General features: G+C 59.4%; 17 protein-coding genes. 8 read left to right on the top strand and 9 right to left on the bottom strand.

Going from position 1 to position 18,025, the window contains the following annotated elements; translation table 11 throughout:
- Window positions 1-205: 205 nt before the first annotated feature.
- Both ACJ8IJ_RS13985 and ACJ8IJ_RS13990 read right to left on the bottom strand, forming a co-directional pair.
- A complete protein-coding gene (locus tag ACJ8IJ_RS13985; protein WP_015378954.1) occupies window positions 206-544 on the bottom strand; it encodes a hypothetical protein in 339 nt (112 codons plus the stop codon).
- A gap of 135 nt (window positions 545-679) precedes the next feature.
- Complete coding sequence (locus ACJ8IJ_RS13990) at window positions 680-1,249, bottom strand: HdeD family acid-resistance protein (RefSeq protein WP_004931723.1); 570 nt, start codon at window positions 1,247-1,249, stop codon at window positions 680-682.
- Between the two features lie 149 nt (window positions 1,250-1,398).
- On the opposite strand from ACJ8IJ_RS13990, the gene actS reads away from it, so the two are divergent.
- Window positions 1,399-2,148 carry an amidase activator ActS gene (gene actS, locus ACJ8IJ_RS13995; protein WP_031300610.1) on the top strand — a complete coding sequence of 250 codons (750 nt, stop codon included), beginning with the start codon at window positions 1,399-1,401 and terminating at the stop codon, window positions 2,146-2,148.
- A 34-nt stretch (window positions 2,149-2,182) separates the two neighbouring features.
- Here the strand turns inward: actS and ACJ8IJ_RS14000 are convergent, their stop codons facing one another.
- Window positions 2,183-3,040 (bottom strand): AraC family transcriptional regulator, encoded by an 858-nt coding sequence (locus ACJ8IJ_RS14000; protein ID WP_004931728.1) that lies wholly within the window; start codon window positions 3,038-3,040, stop codon window positions 2,183-2,185.
- 179 nt (window positions 3,041-3,219) lie between these two features.
- Here ACJ8IJ_RS14000 and ACJ8IJ_RS14005 point away from each other — a divergent pair, with 179 nt between their 5' ends.
- On the top strand, window positions 3,220-4,989 hold the full coding sequence (locus ACJ8IJ_RS14005) for an ABCB family ABC transporter ATP-binding protein/permease (RefSeq protein WP_171455105.1): 1,770 nt from the start codon (window positions 3,220-3,222) through the stop codon (window positions 4,987-4,989).
- A gap of 15 nt (window positions 4,990-5,004) precedes the next feature.
- On the opposite strand, the gene betI is transcribed toward ACJ8IJ_RS14005, so the two are convergent.
- Window positions 5,005-5,601 (bottom strand): transcriptional regulator BetI, encoded by a 597-nt coding sequence (gene betI, locus ACJ8IJ_RS14010; protein ID WP_015378950.1) that lies wholly within the window; start codon window positions 5,599-5,601, stop codon window positions 5,005-5,007.
- Window positions 5,602-5,759: 158 nt separating this feature from the next.
- On the opposite strand from betI, the gene ACJ8IJ_RS14015 reads away from it, so the two are divergent.
- Complete coding sequence (locus ACJ8IJ_RS14015; protein ID WP_015378949.1) at window positions 5,760-7,304, top strand: BCCT family transporter; 1,545 nt, start codon at window positions 5,760-5,762, stop codon at window positions 7,302-7,304.
- 6 nt (window positions 7,305-7,310) lie between these two features.
- Here ACJ8IJ_RS14015 and ACJ8IJ_RS14020 read toward each other — a convergent pair whose 3' ends face one another.
- The gene (locus ACJ8IJ_RS14020) at window positions 7,311-7,742 is read right to left on the bottom strand and encodes a VOC family protein (protein WP_442518668.1); all 432 of its coding nucleotides are present in this window, start codon (window positions 7,740-7,742) and stop codon (window positions 7,311-7,313) included.
- A 158-nt stretch (window positions 7,743-7,900) separates the two neighbouring features.
- Window positions 7,901-8,818 carry a TIGR03571 family LLM class oxidoreductase gene (locus ACJ8IJ_RS14025; protein ID WP_131165550.1) on the bottom strand — a complete coding sequence of 306 codons (918 nt, stop codon included), beginning with the start codon at window positions 8,816-8,818 and terminating at the stop codon, window positions 7,901-7,903.
- Between the two features lie 668 nt (window positions 8,819-9,486).
- Between ACJ8IJ_RS14025 and ACJ8IJ_RS14030 the strand changes: the two genes are divergently transcribed.
- Window positions 9,487-10,752 (top strand): MFS transporter, encoded by a 1,266-nt coding sequence (locus tag ACJ8IJ_RS14030; protein WP_369324227.1) that lies wholly within the window; start codon window positions 9,487-9,489, stop codon window positions 10,750-10,752.
- A gap of 36 nt (window positions 10,753-10,788) precedes the next feature.
- A complete protein-coding gene (locus ACJ8IJ_RS14035) occupies window positions 10,789-11,598 on the top strand; it encodes a molybdenum cofactor biosynthesis F family protein (RefSeq protein WP_265261382.1) in 810 nt (269 codons plus the stop codon).
- A gap of 1 nt (window position 11,599) precedes the next feature.
- Here ACJ8IJ_RS14035 and lldD read toward each other — a convergent pair whose 3' ends face one another.
- From lldD to ACJ8IJ_RS14050, 3 genes are all read right to left on the bottom strand, one after another.
- On the bottom strand, window positions 11,600-12,739 hold the full coding sequence (gene lldD / locus ACJ8IJ_RS14040) for an FMN-dependent L-lactate dehydrogenase LldD (protein WP_004931747.1): 1,140 nt from the start codon (window positions 12,737-12,739) through the stop codon (window positions 11,600-11,602).
- Window positions 12,740-12,781: 42 nt separating this feature from the next.
- Window positions 12,782-14,365, bottom strand: coding sequence for an L-lactate permease (locus ACJ8IJ_RS14045; protein ID WP_275095139.1), 1,584 nt, complete (start codon window positions 14,363-14,365; stop codon window positions 12,782-12,784).
- A gap of 323 nt (window positions 14,366-14,688) precedes the next feature.
- Window positions 14,689-15,609: a LysR family transcriptional regulator gene (locus ACJ8IJ_RS14050; RefSeq protein WP_442518667.1), complete on the bottom strand. Its 921-nt coding sequence runs from the start codon at window positions 15,607-15,609 to the stop codon at window positions 14,689-14,691.
- Window positions 15,610-16,034: 425 nt separating this feature from the next.
- Here ACJ8IJ_RS14050 and ACJ8IJ_RS14055 point away from each other — a divergent pair, with 425 nt between their 5' ends.
- The 3 genes from ACJ8IJ_RS14055 (at window position 16,035) to ACJ8IJ_RS14065 (ending at window position 18,025) form a co-directional block, all read left to right on the top strand.
- Window positions 16,035-16,238 (top strand): DUF4762 family protein, encoded by a 204-nt coding sequence (locus ACJ8IJ_RS14055; protein ID WP_004931753.1) that lies wholly within the window; start codon window positions 16,035-16,037, stop codon window positions 16,236-16,238.
- A 177-nt stretch (window positions 16,239-16,415) separates the two neighbouring features.
- Window positions 16,416-17,081 carry a DsbA family protein gene (locus ACJ8IJ_RS14060; RefSeq protein WP_442518666.1) on the top strand — a complete coding sequence of 222 codons (666 nt, stop codon included), beginning with the start codon at window positions 16,416-16,418 and terminating at the stop codon, window positions 17,079-17,081.
- Complete coding sequence (locus ACJ8IJ_RS14065) at window positions 17,081-18,025, top strand: ABC transporter (protein ID WP_442518665.1); 945 nt, start codon at window positions 17,081-17,083, stop codon at window positions 18,023-18,025. The genes ACJ8IJ_RS14060 and ACJ8IJ_RS14065 overlap by 1 nt, the downstream gene beginning before the upstream one ends.

An 18,025-nucleotide genomic window follows, 5' to 3' on the forward strand; every position in this document is an offset into this window, starting at 1 on the left:
TGATGTTGTAGGGGGTAATTCGATTGAATTGTAGACGACTCTATAACCAACGCAATTTAGCGGTAGCGAGGTGTGACGGCGGTCGTAAAGTGGGGTGAACAGCAGAGAGATAAAATAGCGAAAAGTCGGCTGGCTCTACGATGAAACGGCGCGGCAGCTTGCCCGCACCGACAGGTATGAAGCGATGAGCGCGCGGCCCTTATGCTTAGAACGTCTCGAAATACAGCTCGCGCAACAGCCAGGATATTTCGTTATTGGTGCGGTTTAGGACGTCAATTCTGTGAACCCCTATCGCTTCTGCGCGCAGATCGAGCAGCAAGTTGCGAATCTGCCGGAATAACGGGGTTTGCGGGTTGGGTTTGGCCAACTGCTGGCCGCACAGTTTGATTCCGGCGTCGCAACCGGTGGCGATGTCCGTCAGGCAGCACGGGCAGGTGGTATTTTGGCGCGCCATATTGCGGCATTGTTGCCCAATTACCTGATTGAAATGGCGTAATTGCAGGCAGACTTCCCGCGAGTTCAACGGGTTGGAATGGGTTGTCATCGGTTTCAGCTCCCTTGTCTGCGCCTATATTGGCACTTACCGATGAAGATAACCACGGACAAGCCGAGGGGGTATCGCCTTGTTTTGTCTGGAAGCAACAAAAGCGATGAGGCCCGCGATGGCGGGCCGGTAGCGTCAGGCGCGTTTAAACAGATTCGCCGCCTGGAACAGTGCAAAGGAGCTGACCAGCATTTCGATGCCGACGATCGCCGTCACCAGCGTGACCGACGCCGCCGGGCCTGAGCCGATCAGCATCCAGGCGATGATCAAATCGAGTACGCCAATGACGAACTGCAGCCAGTTGCCCGGCAATCCGCGGCGCATATAGCCGGCCGCCAGGCGCGCGATGCCGCCGAGCGCGAACAGCACGGCAAGGTAGACCGCCAGCGCCAGAATGCCCGCCAGCGGGCTGGTGATGAACACATAACCGATAATCAGGTAGGCCACGCCCAGCAGAATGCCGCCGATCATCGGCCAGGTATTCTGCGCCCGGTTGGCGATCATGGCGATAATCAGCCCGGCGCCGCTCAACAGCAGCAGGACGCCGACCACGATGCTCAACGCCGCGCCGGAGGCGAAAGGGTTGACCAGGCACAGTATGCCGCCCGCCAGCAGCAGGAAGGCGATGATCAGCAGGGTGGTGCGTTGCTTTTTGAGCAGTTCTTCGCTCAGGAGGGGCAGATTATTGCGGTCGAGGTTCAACATGACAGTACTCCATTTCGTCGTTGGGTAATTAATCAGTCATCCTTACCTGTTTAGCATAGACCGTCTGGGGGTTTTTGACTGACCCGGCGCAAATGTTACACTGTGCGGCTGAGGCGTATCAGAACCGAAAAGACGATTGGGGACAGGATTTGAGCACAGGAAGCAAGCTGGCGAGGTGGCGCCGCATCGCGGTGTGTCTGACATTGGGGCTGCTGTTGGCCGGATGTTCGGGTAAAAACACCTACAACCGCGACTACGACAAACTGCCGAAGGGCAGCTACACCGGCAAGTCCTACACCGTCAAACGGGGCGATACGCTGTATTACATCGCCTGGATCACCGACAGCGAAGTCAGCGATCTGGCCAGAATCAACAAGATACGCCCGCCCTATAATCTGGAAGTGGGGCAAAAGCTGCGGCTGAGCGGCGGCGCGCCGACCAAAACCGCCGCCACGCGCCGTAAAACATCTTCCTCCGCGATCGCCAAGCAAACGCCGCCGCCGGGCGCCGCACGTTGCTGGCGCTGGCCGACCAGCGGCCGGATCGTGCAGGCGTACTCCAATGCCGATGGCGGCAACAAGGGCATCGACATCGCCGGTAAACGCGGCCAGCCGATCTATGCTTCCGCCAAGGGCAAAGTGGTGTACGTCGGCAACCAGTTGCGCGGCTACGGCAACCTGATCATGATTAAGCACGGCGAAGACTTCATTACCGCCTATGCGCACAACGACACCACGTTGGTGCGCAACGGCCAGGATGTGAAAGCGGGGCAGAAGATCGGCACCATGGGCAGCACCGGCACCGATTCGGTGTTCCTGCACTTCCAAATCCGCTACCGCGCCACCGCGCTCGATCCGCAGCGCTATCTGCCGCCGCAGGGTTCGTCGCCGTCCTGTTAACGTCAATCCGGCTCCTTGCGGAGCCGGATGTCAGCTATTTCAGCGGCAGATAGAGATCGGTCACCAGTTCATATTCCGCCACCTCGTGCACGAAGTTGTGGTAGTGGAAATAGAGCGGAAAATCGCGCAGCTCCTCGCCGCTGGCCGGCAACCACTCGCTGTAAAGATAGCGGGCGCTTTCCGAGAGCCCATCCAACGATCCGAGATGGCGCAGCACCGCGCAGCGCCCGGCCGGCAGCGTGCTGTTCACCACGCCGAAGGCGTTGTCCTCCGGGATCGGCGCAGTGACCTCTCCGCAGAGGTAGAAGCGGAAGTCCTGCGCTTCGGTGGTGGCCGGATCGTGCGGTGCGATACCGTAAGTGCGGCTGCTTCTGACCGGCGACAGGCCGCTGGTTTTGCGCCACTCGATAAAGCGTGCGGCGGTTTCGTTGACCAGCGCGGACGGGCCGCGGTGTTCGATCATCGCCACCGGCGTGGCCGGGAAGTCGAGAATGTCTACCTTCATGGGTTGTTTCCTTTTGTGTTTCGGCTCGGGAAAGCGCTGTTGCCAATCGATCCAGGCCGGCCGTTTGCGAAACTGGCTTGGCGTTTGGCTGAACGCCTGTTTGAAGGCGCGGCTGAAGGACTCCGGGTTTTGAAAACCGGCGTCCAGCGCGATGTCAATCACCGGCTCCAGCGGGTTATACGCCAGGCGGTACGAGGCGCGTTTGAGCCTCATCCACTGGATATAACGCCACACCGAGATGCCACAATACGCGCTAAACTGGCGTTGAAAGTGAAAGCGCGAAAAGTGGGCCACTTCGCTCAGTTTTTCGACGGTGAGCGCCTCGTCCAGGTGGCGGTCGATATAGTCAAAGACCAGCGCAAAGCGCTTTGCATACGTCTGGGTCATGTGATTGTCTCCTCCATGCCTGAACTTTGCCCGAGCCGCCGCCGCTTCTCCTGACGGATGATGCTGAGTTATCGCTGCAGGAAAACGGAATGGTGCGGCGTTCGCCGCCGGCCAGGCCAAACTCATAACCCCGCGCGGCTGTGCGCCGCGATCCCGACCGAGAAGATGAATATTACATGATGGATCGTTCCCGTTTGCTGAAATTCCTGCTGCCCTATCTGTGGCCGAAAGATAACCCGCGGCTGCGGGGGTATCTGGTGGTGGCCTTCGTGTTCATGGTGGCGGCCAAGGTCAGCACCACGCTGGTGCCGCTGGCCTACAAAGCGATGGTCGATGCGCTGAGCGGCGAGACGGCGAAAATGCTGGCGGTGCCGCTGGGGCTGATCGTCGCCTACGGCGTGGCGCGGGTGGGCGGCGCGCTGTTTGAGGAACTGCGCAACGTGATGTTTATCCACGTCAGCCAGAACGCCACGCGCCTGTTGGGCGTGCGGGTGTTCCGCCAGCTGCATGCGCTGAGCCTGCGTTTCCATCTGGAGCGCCAGACCGGCGGATTGTCGTTGTCCATCGAGCGCGGTACTCAGGCGGTGTCCACGGTGCTGTCGCGGCTGCTGTTCTCCATCGTGCCGATCCTGTTCGAGCTCTCGCTGGTCACGGCGATCATGTGGCATATGCTGAACGGCTGGTTCGCGCTGGCGATCCTGACGACGGTCGGCTGCTACATCCTGTTCACCGTGTTGGCGGTCAGCTGGCGCACCCGCTTTCGCCGCGAGCTCAACAAGGCCAACGCCGACGCCAACAGCAAATCCATCGACAGCCTGCTGAACTATGAGACCGTGAAGTACTTCGGCAATGAAGAGTTCGAGGCCGAGCGTTTCGATCTGTCGCGCCGGCTGTACGAATACGCCGCCATCAAGAACCAATTCAGTTTTACGGCGATCAACCTGGGGCAAACCGCCATTATCTCGATCGGACTGATCGTGATGATGACCATGGCGGCGCGGGGCATTACGCAGGGGACGATGACGGTCGGCGACTTCGTGCTGGTCAACGCCTATCTGCTGCAGCTGTATCAGCCGCTGAACTTCTTCGGCTTTATTTATTCCGAGGTGCGCCAGGCGCTGATCGACATGGAGAACATGTTCGATCTGCTGCAGGAACCGCGTGAGATCGTCGACAGCCCGGATGCGCAGCCGCTGCGCCTCGATCGCGGCGAAGTGAGGTTCGACGCGGTCAGCTTCGGTTACGACACGCGTCGGCCGATCCTCAAGCAGGTGAGTTTTACCATTCCGGCGGGCCACACGGTGGCGGTGGTCGGCGCCTCCGGCGCGGGCAAGTCCACGCTGTCGCGCCTGCTGTTCCGCTTTTACGACGTGCAGGGCGGCGCCATTACCCTCGACGGCCAGGACATTCGCCAGCTGACCCAGGCCAGCCTGCGACAGGCGATCGGCATCGTGCCGCAGGATACGGTGCTGTTCAACGATACGTTGCGTTATAACATCGGTTACGGCAAAACCGGCTCCAGCGATGAAGAAATCGAGCGGGCGGCGCGGCTGGCGCATATCCATGATTTTATCGTCGGTCTGCCCGACGGTTACGACACCCGGGTGGGTGAGCGCGGGCTGAAGCTGTCGGGCGGGGAAAAGCAGCGGGTGGCGATTGCGCGCACCATTCTGAAAAATCCGGCCATCCTGGTGTTTGACGAGGCGACCAGCGCGCTGGATACCCAGACCGAGCGCGAAATCCAGGGGCACCTGCGCGAGGTAAGCCGCAACCACACCACGCTGGTGATCGCCCATCGGCTCTCCACCGTGGTGGATGCCGATGAAATTATCGTGCTGGAGGCGGGGGAGATCGTCGAGCGCGGGGGGCACGAGGCGTTGCTGGCCGCGAACGGCCGCTACGCCGCCATGTGGCAAACCCAGTACAGCGAAGAGCAGGAACCGCACTGACGGAGCCGTTCACGTTCACCTCAGCGGCTGAGCGGCGTTGAGCCGCTGCGCCACGTAGTCGCAGGCGATGCGGCAGTCCTGCTTTAGGTCTGTCTCGCCGCCGGCCAGGCTGCCGCGCAGCCAAAGCCCATCGATCATCGCCGCCAGCCCGCGCGCCGCGTCGCGCGCCTGCTGCAGCGGCAGCTCGCGGCGGAACTGGCAGCAAATATTGGAATAGAGCCGCCGATCGTTGGCGCGCTGCAGGCGGCGCAGCACCGGCTGATGCATGCTGGCGGCCCAGAAGTCGAGCCAAGCGCGCATGGACACGGCGTTGGTTTGGCTGGGGTGGAAGTTGCCCTGGATAATGGCGAACAGCTGTGACTGGCTGTCGCTCGCCGCTTGCGCGCGGCACTCGGCCACCGCGTCGCGCAGATCGCGCAGGATCTTGCGCATGGTGGCGCTCAGCAACCCCTCTTTATCGCCAAAATAGTGGCTGACGATGCCGGTCGACAGCCCGGCTTCTTTCGCGACCTGAGACAGGGTTACGCCGGCCAGCCCGACGACGTTTATGGTCTCGAAGGCGGCGTTAATCAACTGCTCCTTACGCTGCTCCGGAATGTCTCTTCGGTACATATTTTCCTCAACTGATAGGCCAATCACACTTTGGATTTGATTGATTGAACGGTCAATCAATACTCTATATGCTGCGAAAATGTCAAATAAATGACGATAAAATGTTAATTAAAAGTTGCATTTAAATCGTCTGTCTTTCGCATCATGGAAGCCTGCCAATGACAACAAAAACTCCTCCATCGCTTGACGAAGAACCTGTCAGATTGAATGTCCCGGTATTTTTCGGCTCGGCGGCGGTGATCCTGCTGCTGGGATCGCTGGTCGTGCTGTTTCCCGCAGCCAGCAAACAGTGGTTGAACGTCGCGCAAAGTTGGGTCGCCGACGTGTTCGGCTGGTACTACATGCTGTTGATGGTCGCCTGCATGGTGTTCGTCTTCTGGCTGGCACTGTCGCGCTTCGGCCATATTCGCCTCAGCCAGGATGACGAACCGCCGCAGTTCAGCTATCCCTCGTGGGTGGCGATGCTGTTCTCGTCGGGCATCGGCATTGCGCTGGTGTACTACGGCGCCTATGAACCGTTGGATCATTTTTTGTCGCCACCGGAAGGCAGCGGCGGTACCGTGCAGGCGGCGCGGCAGGCGATGGCGCTGACCTTCTTGCATTGGGGGCTGCACGGCTGGGCGCTGTATGCACTGATCGCCACCGCACTGGCCTATTTCGCCTATTGCCGCGGCCTGCCGCTGGCGCTGCGCTCTGCGTTATACCCGATCTTCGGCGAGCGCACCCACGGCGGCGCCGGCCATCTGGTGGACAGCTTCGGCATTCTGGTGACGGTGATTTCGATGGTAACCAACCTGGGGATCGGCGCGCTGCTGGTGAACTCGGGGTTGTTTTATCTGTTCGATATTCCGCAAAGCACCGGCGTGCTGCTGGCGCTGATCGTGGTGATGATGGTGGTGGCCACGCTGGCGGCGGTCACCGGCGTCGAGAAGGGCATTGCGATGCTGTCGAACATCAACGTCGGCTTCCTGTGCCTGCTGCTGCTGTTCGTGTTTCTGGCCGGCCCGACGCTGAATCTGCTCAACGGCATGTTGCAGAACCTCGGCGATTATCTCACTTCGCTGGTCAGCCGCAGCTTCGATATGTATCTGTACGGCAAGGCGCGCCAGTGGCAGGGCGCCTGGACGTTGTTCTATTGGGCCTGGTGGGTGGCGTGGGCGCCGTTTGTCGGGCTGTTCATCGCGCGCATTTCCAAAGGGCGCACCATTCGTGAATTGATCTTCGGCGTGTTGCTGATCCCGCTGGGCTTCACGCTGGCGTGGCTGTCGATCTTCGGCAATACCGCCATCAGCCTGGTGTTGGAAGGCGGGCAGGCGATCCTCGGGCAGGTGGCGCAAAGCGATCCGCCGATGGCGGTGTTCAAGCTGTTCGAATACCTGCCCTATACCCAGCTGACCGCCGGTTTTGTGGTGGTGATCAGTTTCGTGCTGTTCCTGACGCCGGTGGACTCCGGCACGCTGATGATAGCGAACCTCTCCTGCCAGGGCGGCTCCGCCCACGATGACGCGCCGGCCTGGCTGCGGGTATTTTGGGCGGCGGTCACCACGTTGATCTGCGCCGGGTTGCTGTACGCCGGCAGTTTCAGCGCGATGCAGACCGCGGTGGTGCTGTGCGGCCTGCCGTTCTCGGCGGTGATCGTGTTGTACATGGTCAGCCTGCGCAAGGATCTGCGCGGTTACGCCATGACGCCGGCGCTCCCTTGAGGCGGCTTATTCGTCCGCGCGCGGCCGGTGATGCACGTATTCGATAATCGTGCCGTCCGGCAGGCACGCATTGAAACAGGCGCCGGTGGGCACTTCCACCGGGCCAAAGAAGATATCGGCCCCGGCGGCCAGCAGCCGCTGGTGGTAAGGATAAATGTCATCGACCAGCAACGTGCCGACGGTGCTGCGGAAAGGACGCAGGCTTTCTTCCGAGCCTTCCAGGATCAGAAACGGCCCCACCGCCGCCAGCACCAGCCGATGTTCGGGAAAGTCGAAACGCATATCCGCTTCCACGCCGTGCAGCCGCTCGTAAAACGAGATGGCGCGGTCAATCTCGCCTTCGTCGACGTAGACCCGGATCAGCACGCGCGGCTCGCGCAGCGATGAAGAGTCGGCGGTTTTTCGCCAAAAGCCCGCTTCTGTCAGTTTTGCCGTCATTGCTCATTCCTCATGGTGGCTCGTTGCCCCGTCATCATGCCGCCGTTTGGCCGCAGCGATTAGACTGAGTTGTTATGAACTAGCAGCGGCGGAAATAAAAAAGCCCCGGTAACGGGGCAAAGACCCGCTCAGGTCGGAATAGCGGGCTAAAGCGGGCGTCAGGCGCGATGGAATTCCGGCAACACCAGTTGACCGATCTCCTGCATCGTCTCTTCCAGCGGCCGCTGGTTGCGGCGGAAATGCAGGCCGATGTGGTTGACCCCGGCGTCACGCATGGCGCTCAGTTCCTGAATCAATCCATTGCGGCCGCTCTTGATGCCGAAGCGATGGCGCTGAATCGGCGCGTCGGCGTTATCGGTGAGGTCGAGATGAATAAAGCTGACGTAGGGCTTGTCACCGGCTACGTTACGCCAGAGTTTGACTCGCGAAACGTGGTCCGCAGGCGTGCCGGGATACGACAGCCAGCCATCCATATTTTTGCCCACCCACTCGGGCGTTTGTTGCGCCAGCCCGGCGACCAGCAGCGGTGGCGGCGGCGTGGCCGGCAGCAGGCGCAATCCGGGCTGGAGCGCGCTGTCGGCTTCACCTTTGAGAATGCCGACGCTGGTGCGGAAGTTTTCACCGCGCGCGGCGTAATCGGCGCCGAACAGCGGGTACTCCACGGGGCGATCGCCGCTGGCGACGCCGAGCAGCAGACGATCGCCGCTCAGCGTTTGCAGTGTGGAAGCCGCTTTGCGCACCAGCCAAGGCTGGCGCAGCGGCAGCACCACGGCCGCGGTGCCCAGCAGAATATTGCACGTCAGGCTGGACAGGTAGCCGAGGTAGGTAAAGGTCTCAAACACCTGCGCGGCGTCGCCGAAGTCAGGATCGTACAGCGGCACGTCGCGAACCCAGGCGGCGCGAAAGCCGAGCTCATCGGCCAGCTTGATGCGCGCAGCGTGTTCACTCATGTCCGGCACGCCGAACGGCCGCCCGTCCTGCTGGCGTTTCAGTTGCCCGCTGGTGGACCAATCATTGTCCAACGGCAGCTCAATACCGATGGAAAGCGGCTCCCGGGTTAGTCTTTCGATGCTCATGTGTCACTCCGTCTCAGGCCTTGCGGCGCGGTGTCGAACGATGGCACGAAGTGTTGCATGACGATTAATTGAGATAAACAGCCCTAATCGCAATAGATAATTGCTGTTGCGAGCATAATTACCTTGCAGGATACGGCATGATTGCCGTGATTTACGTCACGCTCTGCGCTTTTGCTATTGTCCAGATGAAATTATGTAACTCTGCCAATAGCCTTTACCTCATAAGAGTTAGTTTGTTGTGCGGCAATAAAATAAAACTAAATGATTCAATAGATAAAAATAAAACTGAATATTCCCCAGCGTTCATTCAACACGGGTAAAAATTAATAAGCCTGAAGAGTGATCGTTGAGATTATTCGAAAATGGCGTGAAAATAGGCGTTTTTAACCGAAGAAAAATACCCGTTATTATTTTATTGTCTGTAAAAACAGAGGGGTAAAATATCTTTTTGTGATAATGCGATTTTAAAATAGTACCGAACAAAAACTTCATTCGTCTCTAAGAAAGCGCCGGTTGACAGACCGCCGGCTTACGATAATTTTATGTCATTAACATGTTAATGAGTTGTTGTCGTGACGGAGGGCCAATTTCTCTCTTGGCCGTGCGCTTAACACACTTATGCCATGGCGGCTTGCCATTCATAAGTTAACTTATGGACAAATGACGCTATGAATACATCGCCAGAGCCTCGCAGCGCATTAAGTGAAGAGAACCGGTTGCTGATTATTTTATTTTTCGTTTTCGGCTGCGTGTTCGTCGATCGTCTGACCATCTCGTTTCTGTTTCCGATGATTGCCGCCGACCTCAAGCTCAGCAACGTGCATCTCGGCACCCTGTCGGCGGTGCTGGCGTTAACCTGGGCGCTGTCTGGCGCCGGGCTGGGGGCGATAGCCGATCGTTTTAATATCCGTAAACCGATGCTGATCCTGTCGATCCTGGTGTTTTCGCTGTTCTCCGCGCTGTCGGGGTTGGTCAGTGGCTTTGCCATGCTATTGATCTTCCGGGCGTTGATGGGGATCGCCGAAGGGCCGGTATTGCCGATCGCACAGTCGTTGATGGTGGAAAAATCGCAGCCGCAGCGCCGCGGTTTCAACATGGGATTGATCCAGGGCGCGGCGCCGGGATTGTTGGGCGGTATTATCGCGCCGCCGCTGATCATCTATCTGGCGCAGAAGTGGGGCTGGAGCATGGCGTTTCACCTGACCGCCGTGCCGGGCATCATTCTGGCGTGGCTGATCTATCGCTATGTGAACGGCAAGAAGGATCCCGCTTTCAGCGCAGTGCCGGCGGCCGACAAGGCGGCGAACAAAGGTGCTTACGGCGAGTTGTTCAAAATCAAGAACGTGGCGCTGTGCATTCTGATCTCCTGTGTGTTCGTCACCTGGTTCATGATCATCATTACCTTCACCCCCAACTTTTTGGTGACCGACCGCGGCTTCGGCGAAGGCACGATGGGCGGCATCATGAGCGCCGTCGGCGCCGCCTGGGTGTTCTGGGGCGTGGCGGTGCCGGCGATTTCCGATCGCTTCGGCCGCAAGCCGACGCTGATCTTCTTTTCGCTGCTGGCGGTGTGCTGCCCGCTGTTTCTGAGCTACGTCGATAACCCGTGGCTGCTGGGCGTGCTGGTGTTCCTGTCTTATACCGGCCTTGGCTGTTTCACGCTGTTTATGGCCACCATCCCGTCTGAAACGGTGTCGCCGGCGCGCATTGCCACCGCGTTGGGGCTGGTGATGGGAATTGGCGAGGTGATTGGCGGCTGCCTGGCGCCGTTTATCGCCGGGCTGCTCGCCGATCGCTACGGGCTGGTCAGCGTGATGTGGCTGGCGGCCGCCGGCGCCGTGTGCGCCGGCGTACTGAGTTGTTTTCTCGATGAAACTGCCCCTGCCGTGGTGAACCGCCGAGCGGTGAAACCGGCGGGCGTCGCCGACGTCTGAGGCGATTTTCATCCCATTCAATCAAGGAGAGCGAAGATGTCAGCAGAACCATCCGTACTGAATCAAAATGCCGAACCTGACTGGAAGAATTACGACGATTTCGCGCGCGGCATCGACACCAACCGGCTGCCGGGCACTCAGGACTGGCGCGGCAAAACGTTGCAGATCGCCTTTGAAGACGGCGGGGAAATCACGCTGCGTTTCAGCGCCGATCGGCAGCGGGTGCTGTGGGCCTGGGGCGGGGAGAGCGGCGAGGACGCTTACGAAGAGGTGCAAACCTCCGCCGCGCGCTATTTCTTCAATATTCCGCTGCAGACGCCGGGCAACGAATGCCTGACGCTGGTGCTCAACCGCGACAGCGGCCGGGCGCTGCTGGTGCGCAGCACGTTGCTGCCCGAGCAAACGGTGGAAAAGGGATCCCGCCTTAAGCAAAGCTTCCACGTTGGGCAGATTGCCGGCGTCCCGCCGGGCGGCGTCGCGCCGCATCTGACCCGCGAGCTGATCGGTTATCGCACGCTGAACGTTTACAGCCCCAACCACTATTACGAACACTTCTACGTCAACACTGAGCGCTACGCCTGGCAAAACCTGCGCGGCGAACAATTCGGCCACGGCGACATGGACTACGCCACTTACTACAAGTTTGAAGACGAGATGTTCCTGTTCACCTTCCGGGAAAAGATTATCCCGGTGTGCTCGGTGTTCTTCTTCGACTTTATCTCCGGGCGCTGCACCGGCACCTTCCTCGGGTTGGACGCCGCCGGCCGGGTGTTGGTGTCACCGGCCGGGGCGTTTATCAGCAAGATGAGCTACAACGCCTACCCGGAAGGGGTACAGCCGCTTTGATTCAGGCGTTTCTGACCAGCGATCCGGCGTTGATCTCCGCAATGGTTTTCGCGCCGGTGAGCGTCATGGCGACGCGCATCTCTTTGTCGATCAGATCCAGCAAGTTAGCCACCCCGGCTTCGCCGGCCGCCGCCAGCGCATAGACGAAGGCGCGCCCCAGCAGCACGCTGTCGGCGCCCAGCGCGATCATGCGCACCACGTCCAGGCCGCTGCGGATGCCGGAGTCGGCCAGCAGGGTGATGTCGCCTTTCACCGCGTCGGCGATCGCCGGCATGGCGCGCGCGGTCGACAGCACGCCGTCCAGCTGGCGGCCGCCGTGGTTGGAGACGATGATGCCGTCGGCGCCGAAGCGCACCGCGTCTTTGGCGTCTTCCGGATCAAGAATGCCTTTGATGATCATCGGGCCGTCCCAGAATTCGCGGATCCACTCCAGATCTTTCCAGGAAATCGACGGATCGAAGTTGGCGCCCAGCCAGCCGATGTAGTCTTCCAGGCTGGTCGGTTTGCCGCGGTAGGCTGAGACGTTGCCCAGATCGTGCGGCTTGCCGAGCAGGCCGACGTCCCAGGCCCACTGCGGATGGGTAAACGCCTGCAGCACGCGGCGCAGGGCGGCGTTAGGGCCACTCATCCCCGAATGGGCGTCGCGATAACGGGCGCCCGGCACCGGCATGTCGACGGTGAACACCAGCGTTTTCACGCCGGCGGCCTTGGCGCGCTCCAGCGCGTTGCGCATAAAGCCGCGATCTTTCAGCACGTAAAGCTGGAACCACATCGGCCGATCGATCGCCGGCGCCACCTCTTCGATCGGGCAGACCGACACGGTGGACAGCGTGAACGGAATGCCTTTTTTGGCCGCGGCGCGCGCGGCCTGCACTTCACCGCGGCGGGCGTACATGCCGGTCAGCCCCACCGGCCCCAGCGCCACCGGCATCGCCAGCTGCTCGCCGAACAGCGTGGTTTCCAGGCTGAGTTCAGACATATTGCGCAGCACGCGCTGGCGCAAGGCGATATCGGCCAGGTCTGCGGTATTGCGCTTCAGCGTATGCTCCGCGTAGGCCCCGCCGTCGATATAGTGAAACAGAAACGGCGGCAGTTTGGCCTGGGCGGCGGCCCGGTAGTCGGTTGACGCGGAGATGATCATAGTGTTTACCTTCTTGTCTTGCTTGCGATAACGAGTTGTCGGTCAGAGCGTGAGGATCGCCGCCATACCGGCCGCAATCCCGCCGTACGCCAGCATCGGCAGCACGGTCTTTCTGATGATTTTGCCTTCGGCGTTGCCGATCCCGAGGATCGAACAGACTGCGATAATGTTGTTCAGGCACACCATGTTGCCCATGGCGCCGCCGACGGACTGCAAGGCCAGCGTCAGGTTGACGTCAAGATCGCTGCTCTGGGCGATCGACTGCTGAATGCCGCCGAACGTCAGGTTCGAGACGGTATTGGAACCGGAGAAGAACGATCCCAGCGCGCCGAGGAATGACGAGAACAACAGCCAGCTGCCGCCGGTCAGTGCCGCCAGCGCTTTGCCGATCAGGATCACCGGTGCGTTGTCGCCGCCCTGCATCATCAGGTTGACCATCACCAGCGCGCCGAACAGCGCAATAAAGGGCCGCGCGATGCGCCCGCCGGTTTCGCTGAACATTTGCCGCACCTGGCCGCCATTCAGCCGGAACAGCGGAATGCACAGCAGCACCACCAACAGGAACGGGATCAGCGCCGGGACATACAGCGTTTTGTAGCCGGCGGCGGCGGTGGTGCCCAGCACCTGCTGCAGTTCGACGATCAGCGCCCGGCTGATGCGCAGCTCTCCGAGCCAGCCGAGGTTTTCCCGCCACAGCAGCGCGGTGTTGTTGAGCAGCGCTTTGAGGCCCAGCTGGTGGACGCGCGTCACTATCAGAATAGCAATCAGCAGCAGGGTCGGGGTCATGGCCTTGACCACCTGCATGAACGGCACCGCCTGCCCGGCGCTCTGCGGTTTGTCGCCGCGGGCGAGGCCGATACCGCCGCGCGCCAGCAGCACTGAAAGCGCCAGGCCGATCGCGCCGCCGACCAGCGCCGGGAACTCATAGTTCACCTGGGCCAGCAGCAGATAGGGCACGGTGCAGCTCAGCACGCTGAGCAGGATAAACGGCAGGTTGCGGCGGATATCCCGCCAGGAAACGATAAAGCGCAGCGCCAGCAGAGGAATGACGAAGCCGGCGACGAAGTGGATCAGCGCGGTTTGCCGGCCGATCTCCAGCAGGCTGGCGTCCGACAGGCCGAGATTGGCAAAGCCGAACCAGGTAGGGGTGCCCACGGCGCCGAAGGAGACCGGTACCGAGTTCATCACCAGCGTCAGCAGGGCGACGCGCAGCGGGTTGAAGCCCAGCCCGACCAGAATCGGCGCGGCGATGGCGGCCGGGGTGCCGAAGCCGCTGGCGCCCTCGATCATAAAGGCGAACGCCCAGCCGATAATCATCAGTTGGGCCACGGGATTGGGGCTGATGGTTTCCAGCCAGCGGCGCACCACGTTTTCCGCGCCGCTTACCTGCATCAGTTTGTTGAGCAGGATGGCGCCGGCAATGATGGTGATCGGCGTCAGCGTCGACACCAGCGCGGTGATGATATTGGCATGCAGCAGCCGCAGCGAGGCATCGAACCACAGGAGCTGTACGGCATACACCACGGCGGCCGTCAGCGGCAGGGCGAGGTAAGAGGGCACGCCATTCCTTTTGGTCATAATCCAAATCAGCAGGACGATGGGCGCAATACTGAAAAGCAGGGGCATAAGATCCTCAGGGTTATTATTTTTATGGGCAGAGATATGTAGCTGAAAGGTTAATTACCGCAACATTTTCATTCTAATCACAACGTTGGCGACGATGCCATGCGGTAATTTTTTAACATCGGCGAACGGCGCCGGCGGTGGGAAACTGGCCGGCAGGAGGCGTTAAATTAACTGCTTTAAAATCAGTTTGATAGGAAGTGATTTTGTGTGATGAATGCGTGAGCTCACATTAATTAAGCGGTAATGTTCAATAGTTCATGTCCAAAAATGCGGTAATCCCCGCGTCTTTTTACGGCCGCAGGGAAATAATCAGAGCAGGGAACTCAAAAATAATGGCTGATATTTTGGTAGGAACCGATGATATGTTCGATCAGCAGACGGGTTTTTAACGGCAGATTGCGGGTGTAAGGATAAACGGCGTAAATGCCCAGCACTTTGCCGCAGTGGCCGGCCAGGATCTCCGTCAGTCTACCGTCCTGCAAATCTTCATACACCATGCAGCGCGGCACCATGGCGATGCCGTGGCCGCCGATCACCGCTTTGCGGATCGCCCGCGCATTGTTGGCCGACAGGTTGCCGTTAACCTGCAGCTCGTAGATGTCGTTGCGCCCCGGCCGCTTCATCAGCCAGTTGGCGGTGCCGCTCTCCTGGTAGGTGTAGGTCAGGCAGTTGTGGCCGAGCAGGTCTTCGGCGCTGCGCGGTTCCGGGTGGCTTTCCAGGTAGCCCGGCGAGCAGACGATCACCCAGCGGGAATCGAAGATCGGCCGGGCAATCAGGCTGGAATCCGGCATGGTGCCGGTGCGGATCGCCAGATCGATGCCTTCTTCCACCAGATCGACGAAGCGGTTTTCCAGCCGCATTTCGACCTTCAGGCTAGGGTGTAGAGCGCAAAATTCCGCCACGCTTTCGCTCAGCAACAGCTCGCCCGAAATGGTCGGCACCGACATACGGATGGTGCCGGTCAACTCTTCGCTCTTTTCGCTGACGGCGTACAGCGCCTCCTGCACTTTGGCGCCGATCTCTTTGGCCTGCTGGTAGAGCGCCTGGCCGCTTTCGGTCAGCGTCAGGCTGCGGGTGGTGCGGTACAGCAGGCGGGCACCCAGCGATTTTTCCAGCCGTCCGATGCGTTTGCTGATCACCGAGCTGGTGATGCCGGCGCTCTCCGCGGCCTTGCTGAACGACCCGCAGTCGACAATCAGGGCAAACAGAATCAGGTCGTTGGCGTATTCGTGAGTGGCGAGCATGGGCATCCTAAAGAGTGAGAATCCTGTTGCCCAGTGTAAGTCCGGCGCGGCAGGAAGCAATCTTTTCAGCCTGTTTCCAGCGCCGATTAACTGGTCGGATCTGAACTTTTCTTGGTTAATTACCTCTTAAACTGAGAATTATCCTTCAAATAAATCATGGCTATTCCTGGGGTGGAATTAATTTTCATGTTTTTATAAGCGATTAAATTAGAATAATCCTTGTATCAAGCGTTACTTATTTCACTAAGGCTGCGGCCTAGTGTAAATAATTGTATTGATCTGCTTGTATGAGAGGGCTATTATTTTTTCGCAGCGCTCTCATTGTTATCAATTAAATGTTTTTCAATGTGTTGAAGTATTACTCTGTCTTGCAGGCAGAGTGATGGGTAGTGTGTTTATATTTTAATATATATAAGGATATTGTAATGAAGAAAATCAATCTGTCTGAAGCGGAAAACATCGTCGGCGGTACTTTTGTGTGTACCAAGGCATTCGCTTGGGTGGGCAGTGGCAACAATAGAACCTGCCAGCTGGTGAAAACCTGCGCGAATAAATTCGGTGGCGTCCAGAAGTACTATTATCCGGCACCGACGGCGAGCTGCCCGACTAATCCAACCACGCCAAGCTAAGGCGGGCAGACCACCTGCATTTGGATGAGTGGTGGGCAGGCGGGCAGCGTTCACGCTGTCCCGCCTGATATCGGGCGAAGCAGTCGTCTTTAGCTTTTTATTATTTACGATGTTAATTCTTTTACACTCGTTCACTCTGCCAAGTGAATATTAATTAATGCGCAGGATGCGTCCGTTATGTATAAACGTCCCTTGCTTTTTATCAGCTACACGCTCGTTATTATTTTCGCCTCTTCTTTTTTGACCGCGCTTTATTTCCAGCATTACGTTATGGCCTCGCCGGCGGCGGAAAGCCTGAATTTTCTCTCTTCGGAAAAAGTCGAGCAAAGCCCGTTGCAAGACGACAATACGATTGTCGAAGTGTTCTCTTACGCCTGTCATTATTGTGAAGTCAATGAGAGTGGCGTGGCCGAGCTGGAAAAACGTTTACCAGCGGGTGCCAAATTGGTGCGTTTGCATCTCAGCGACGACGATCACGCCGGCATGGCGGCCTTTGCGCCCCTCTTCGCCACTCTGACGGTCATGGGGAGCGAGGCGCAGCACCGTCCCGCCGCTTACCGCGCCATTATCAAAGAAAATCTCAATCTGGCGGATGAAAAGCAGCTCAGCGCCTGGTTGGTGGCCAACGGCATCGACGAGGCCGCTTATCAGCGGGCCAGAGATTCAGAGCGGGTCAAGGAACTGTTGGCGTATATGACGGCGGTAAGTCGTTATTACCAGGTCAACGCGACCCCCAGCTTTATCGTCAATCGCAAATGGCTGGCGTTGCAAGACCGCGAGTTTTCCGCTTTCAGCCGGCAACTGCTGTCGCTGTTGCAGCACGATAAGCCGCTGGCTCCCTGATGCGCCTGCTCGCGGTTCGGGGCTATCTGGCCTGGCGTAACGGCCTGGACGCCGTGGCGCGTCTCTCGTCTGTCCGCACCGGGGTGAGCCGGAGTCTGACGTGCGCTCTGCTGCGGCGCATGGATTATCGCCTGTGGCTGGAGATGCAGAGGCGGTTGAGGTGGGGTCTGCAGCAACGCCGTTTTCGCCACCGGCAAGCGGTCGCTGAAGCGAATCGCCAAAGTCTGTTGGGCGACGGCAGGCTGGACTTCGCCTGGCTGATGCAGCGGCGGCAATGGCTGGATTTGGCGGCGCTCCAGGCTCGCAATGCCGCGTTGATGGAACATTTGGCGCAGTGCACCTCACAGCTCAATCAGGTGGTGGAGCCGCTGCATCGCGCCGGGGTGCCGGTGTTGTTGGCGCCGATGCACACGGTTTCTGATGTGTTGGCGACGCTGGTCGGCGCGGGCGTTTATCCCGGGCGGGCAACGGTGATCGTTTCCGGCGACGCACAGACGTTAGCGCGGCGAGCGCCTGAGGGGGAATGGCGGCAGCGGCTCGACTATTGCTCGATTCACGACGATCCCCGGCATATTGCCGGCACCTTGTCGCAGGCGCTGCTGGAGGCGACGAAGCATCGGCGCAACATCATCCTCTTCCCGGACATCACGCCGGATTACACCTTGAACAGCACCCGGGACGCCTCGGCCAAACTGGCTTGCCGTTTGTTCAACCGGCCGGCGCATTTGCACAGCGGCATCGTTCGATTATCCCGGGCGATGCGGGCTCGGGTGGTGTGCTATTCGCTTTATTACGATCGCGGCGTTCGTATTCACATAGAGGAACCGATTGCCACAGAGCAGGTCGGCCGCGCCGTGCCGGAAATCGTCGAGCGCACCCTGCGGCGACATGCGGATGATTGGCTGCTGTGGCATTCGCACTCTTTATTTTTTATCAACGAATAA

Origin of the sequence: Serratia sp. CY40230 (genome assembly GCF_052168835.1) — a bacterium.
In the GTDB taxonomy this organism is placed as follows: domain Bacteria; phylum Pseudomonadota; class Gammaproteobacteria; order Enterobacterales; family Enterobacteriaceae; genus Serratia; species Serratia nematodiphila.

Bases quoted from the DNA above. Each gene is read 5' to 3' on its own strand.
- ACJ8IJ_RS13985 (WP_015378954.1), bottom strand. From the start codon at position 544: ATGACAACCCATTCCAACCCGTTGAACTCGCGGGAAGTCTGCCTGCAA.
- ACJ8IJ_RS13990 (WP_004931723.1), bottom strand. From the start codon at position 1,249: ATGTTGAACCTCGACCGCAATAATCTGCCCCTCCTGAGCGAAGAACTG.
- ACJ8IJ_RS14000 (WP_004931728.1), bottom strand. From the start codon at position 3,040: ATGACCCAGACGTATGCAAAGCGCTTTGCGCTGGTCTTTGACTATATC.
- ACJ8IJ_RS14005 (WP_171455105.1), top strand. From the start codon at position 3,220: ATGGATCGTTCCCGTTTGCTGAAATTCCTGCTGCCCTATCTGTGGCCG.
- betI (WP_015378950.1), bottom strand. From the start codon at position 5,601: ATGTACCGAAGAGACATTCCGGAGCAGCGTAAGGAGCAGTTGATTAAC.
- ACJ8IJ_RS14015 (WP_015378949.1), top strand. From the start codon at position 5,760: ATGACAACAAAAACTCCTCCATCGCTTGACGAAGAACCTGTCAGATTG.
- ACJ8IJ_RS14020 (WP_442518668.1), bottom strand. From the start codon at position 7,742: ATGACGGCAAAACTGACAGAAGCGGGCTTTTGGCGAAAAACCGCCGAC.
- ACJ8IJ_RS14025 (WP_131165550.1), bottom strand. From the start codon at position 8,818: ATGAGCATCGAAAGACTAACCCGGGAGCCGCTTTCCATCGGTATTGAG.
- ACJ8IJ_RS14030 (WP_369324227.1), top strand. From the start codon at position 9,487: ATGAATACATCGCCAGAGCCTCGCAGCGCATTAAGTGAAGAGAACCGG.
- ACJ8IJ_RS14035 (WP_265261382.1), top strand. From the start codon at position 10,789: ATGTCAGCAGAACCATCCGTACTGAATCAAAATGCCGAACCTGACTGG.
- lldD (WP_004931747.1), bottom strand. From the start codon at position 12,739: ATGATCATCTCCGCGTCAACCGACTACCGGGCCGCCGCCCAGGCCAAA.
- ACJ8IJ_RS14045 (WP_275095139.1), bottom strand. From the start codon at position 14,365: ATGCCCCTGCTTTTCAGTATTGCGCCCATCGTCCTGCTGATTTGGATT.
- ACJ8IJ_RS14050 (WP_442518667.1), bottom strand. From the start codon at position 15,609: ATGCTCGCCACTCACGAATACGCCAACGACCTGATTCTGTTTGCCCTG.
- ACJ8IJ_RS14055 (WP_004931753.1), top strand. From the start codon at position 16,035: ATGAAGAAAATCAATCTGTCTGAAGCGGAAAACATCGTCGGCGGTACT.
- ACJ8IJ_RS14060 (WP_442518666.1), top strand. From the start codon at position 16,416: ATGTATAAACGTCCCTTGCTTTTTATCAGCTACACGCTCGTTATTATT.
- ACJ8IJ_RS14065 (WP_442518665.1), top strand. From the start codon at position 17,081: ATGCGCCTGCTCGCGGTTCGGGGCTATCTGGCCTGGCGTAACGGCCTG.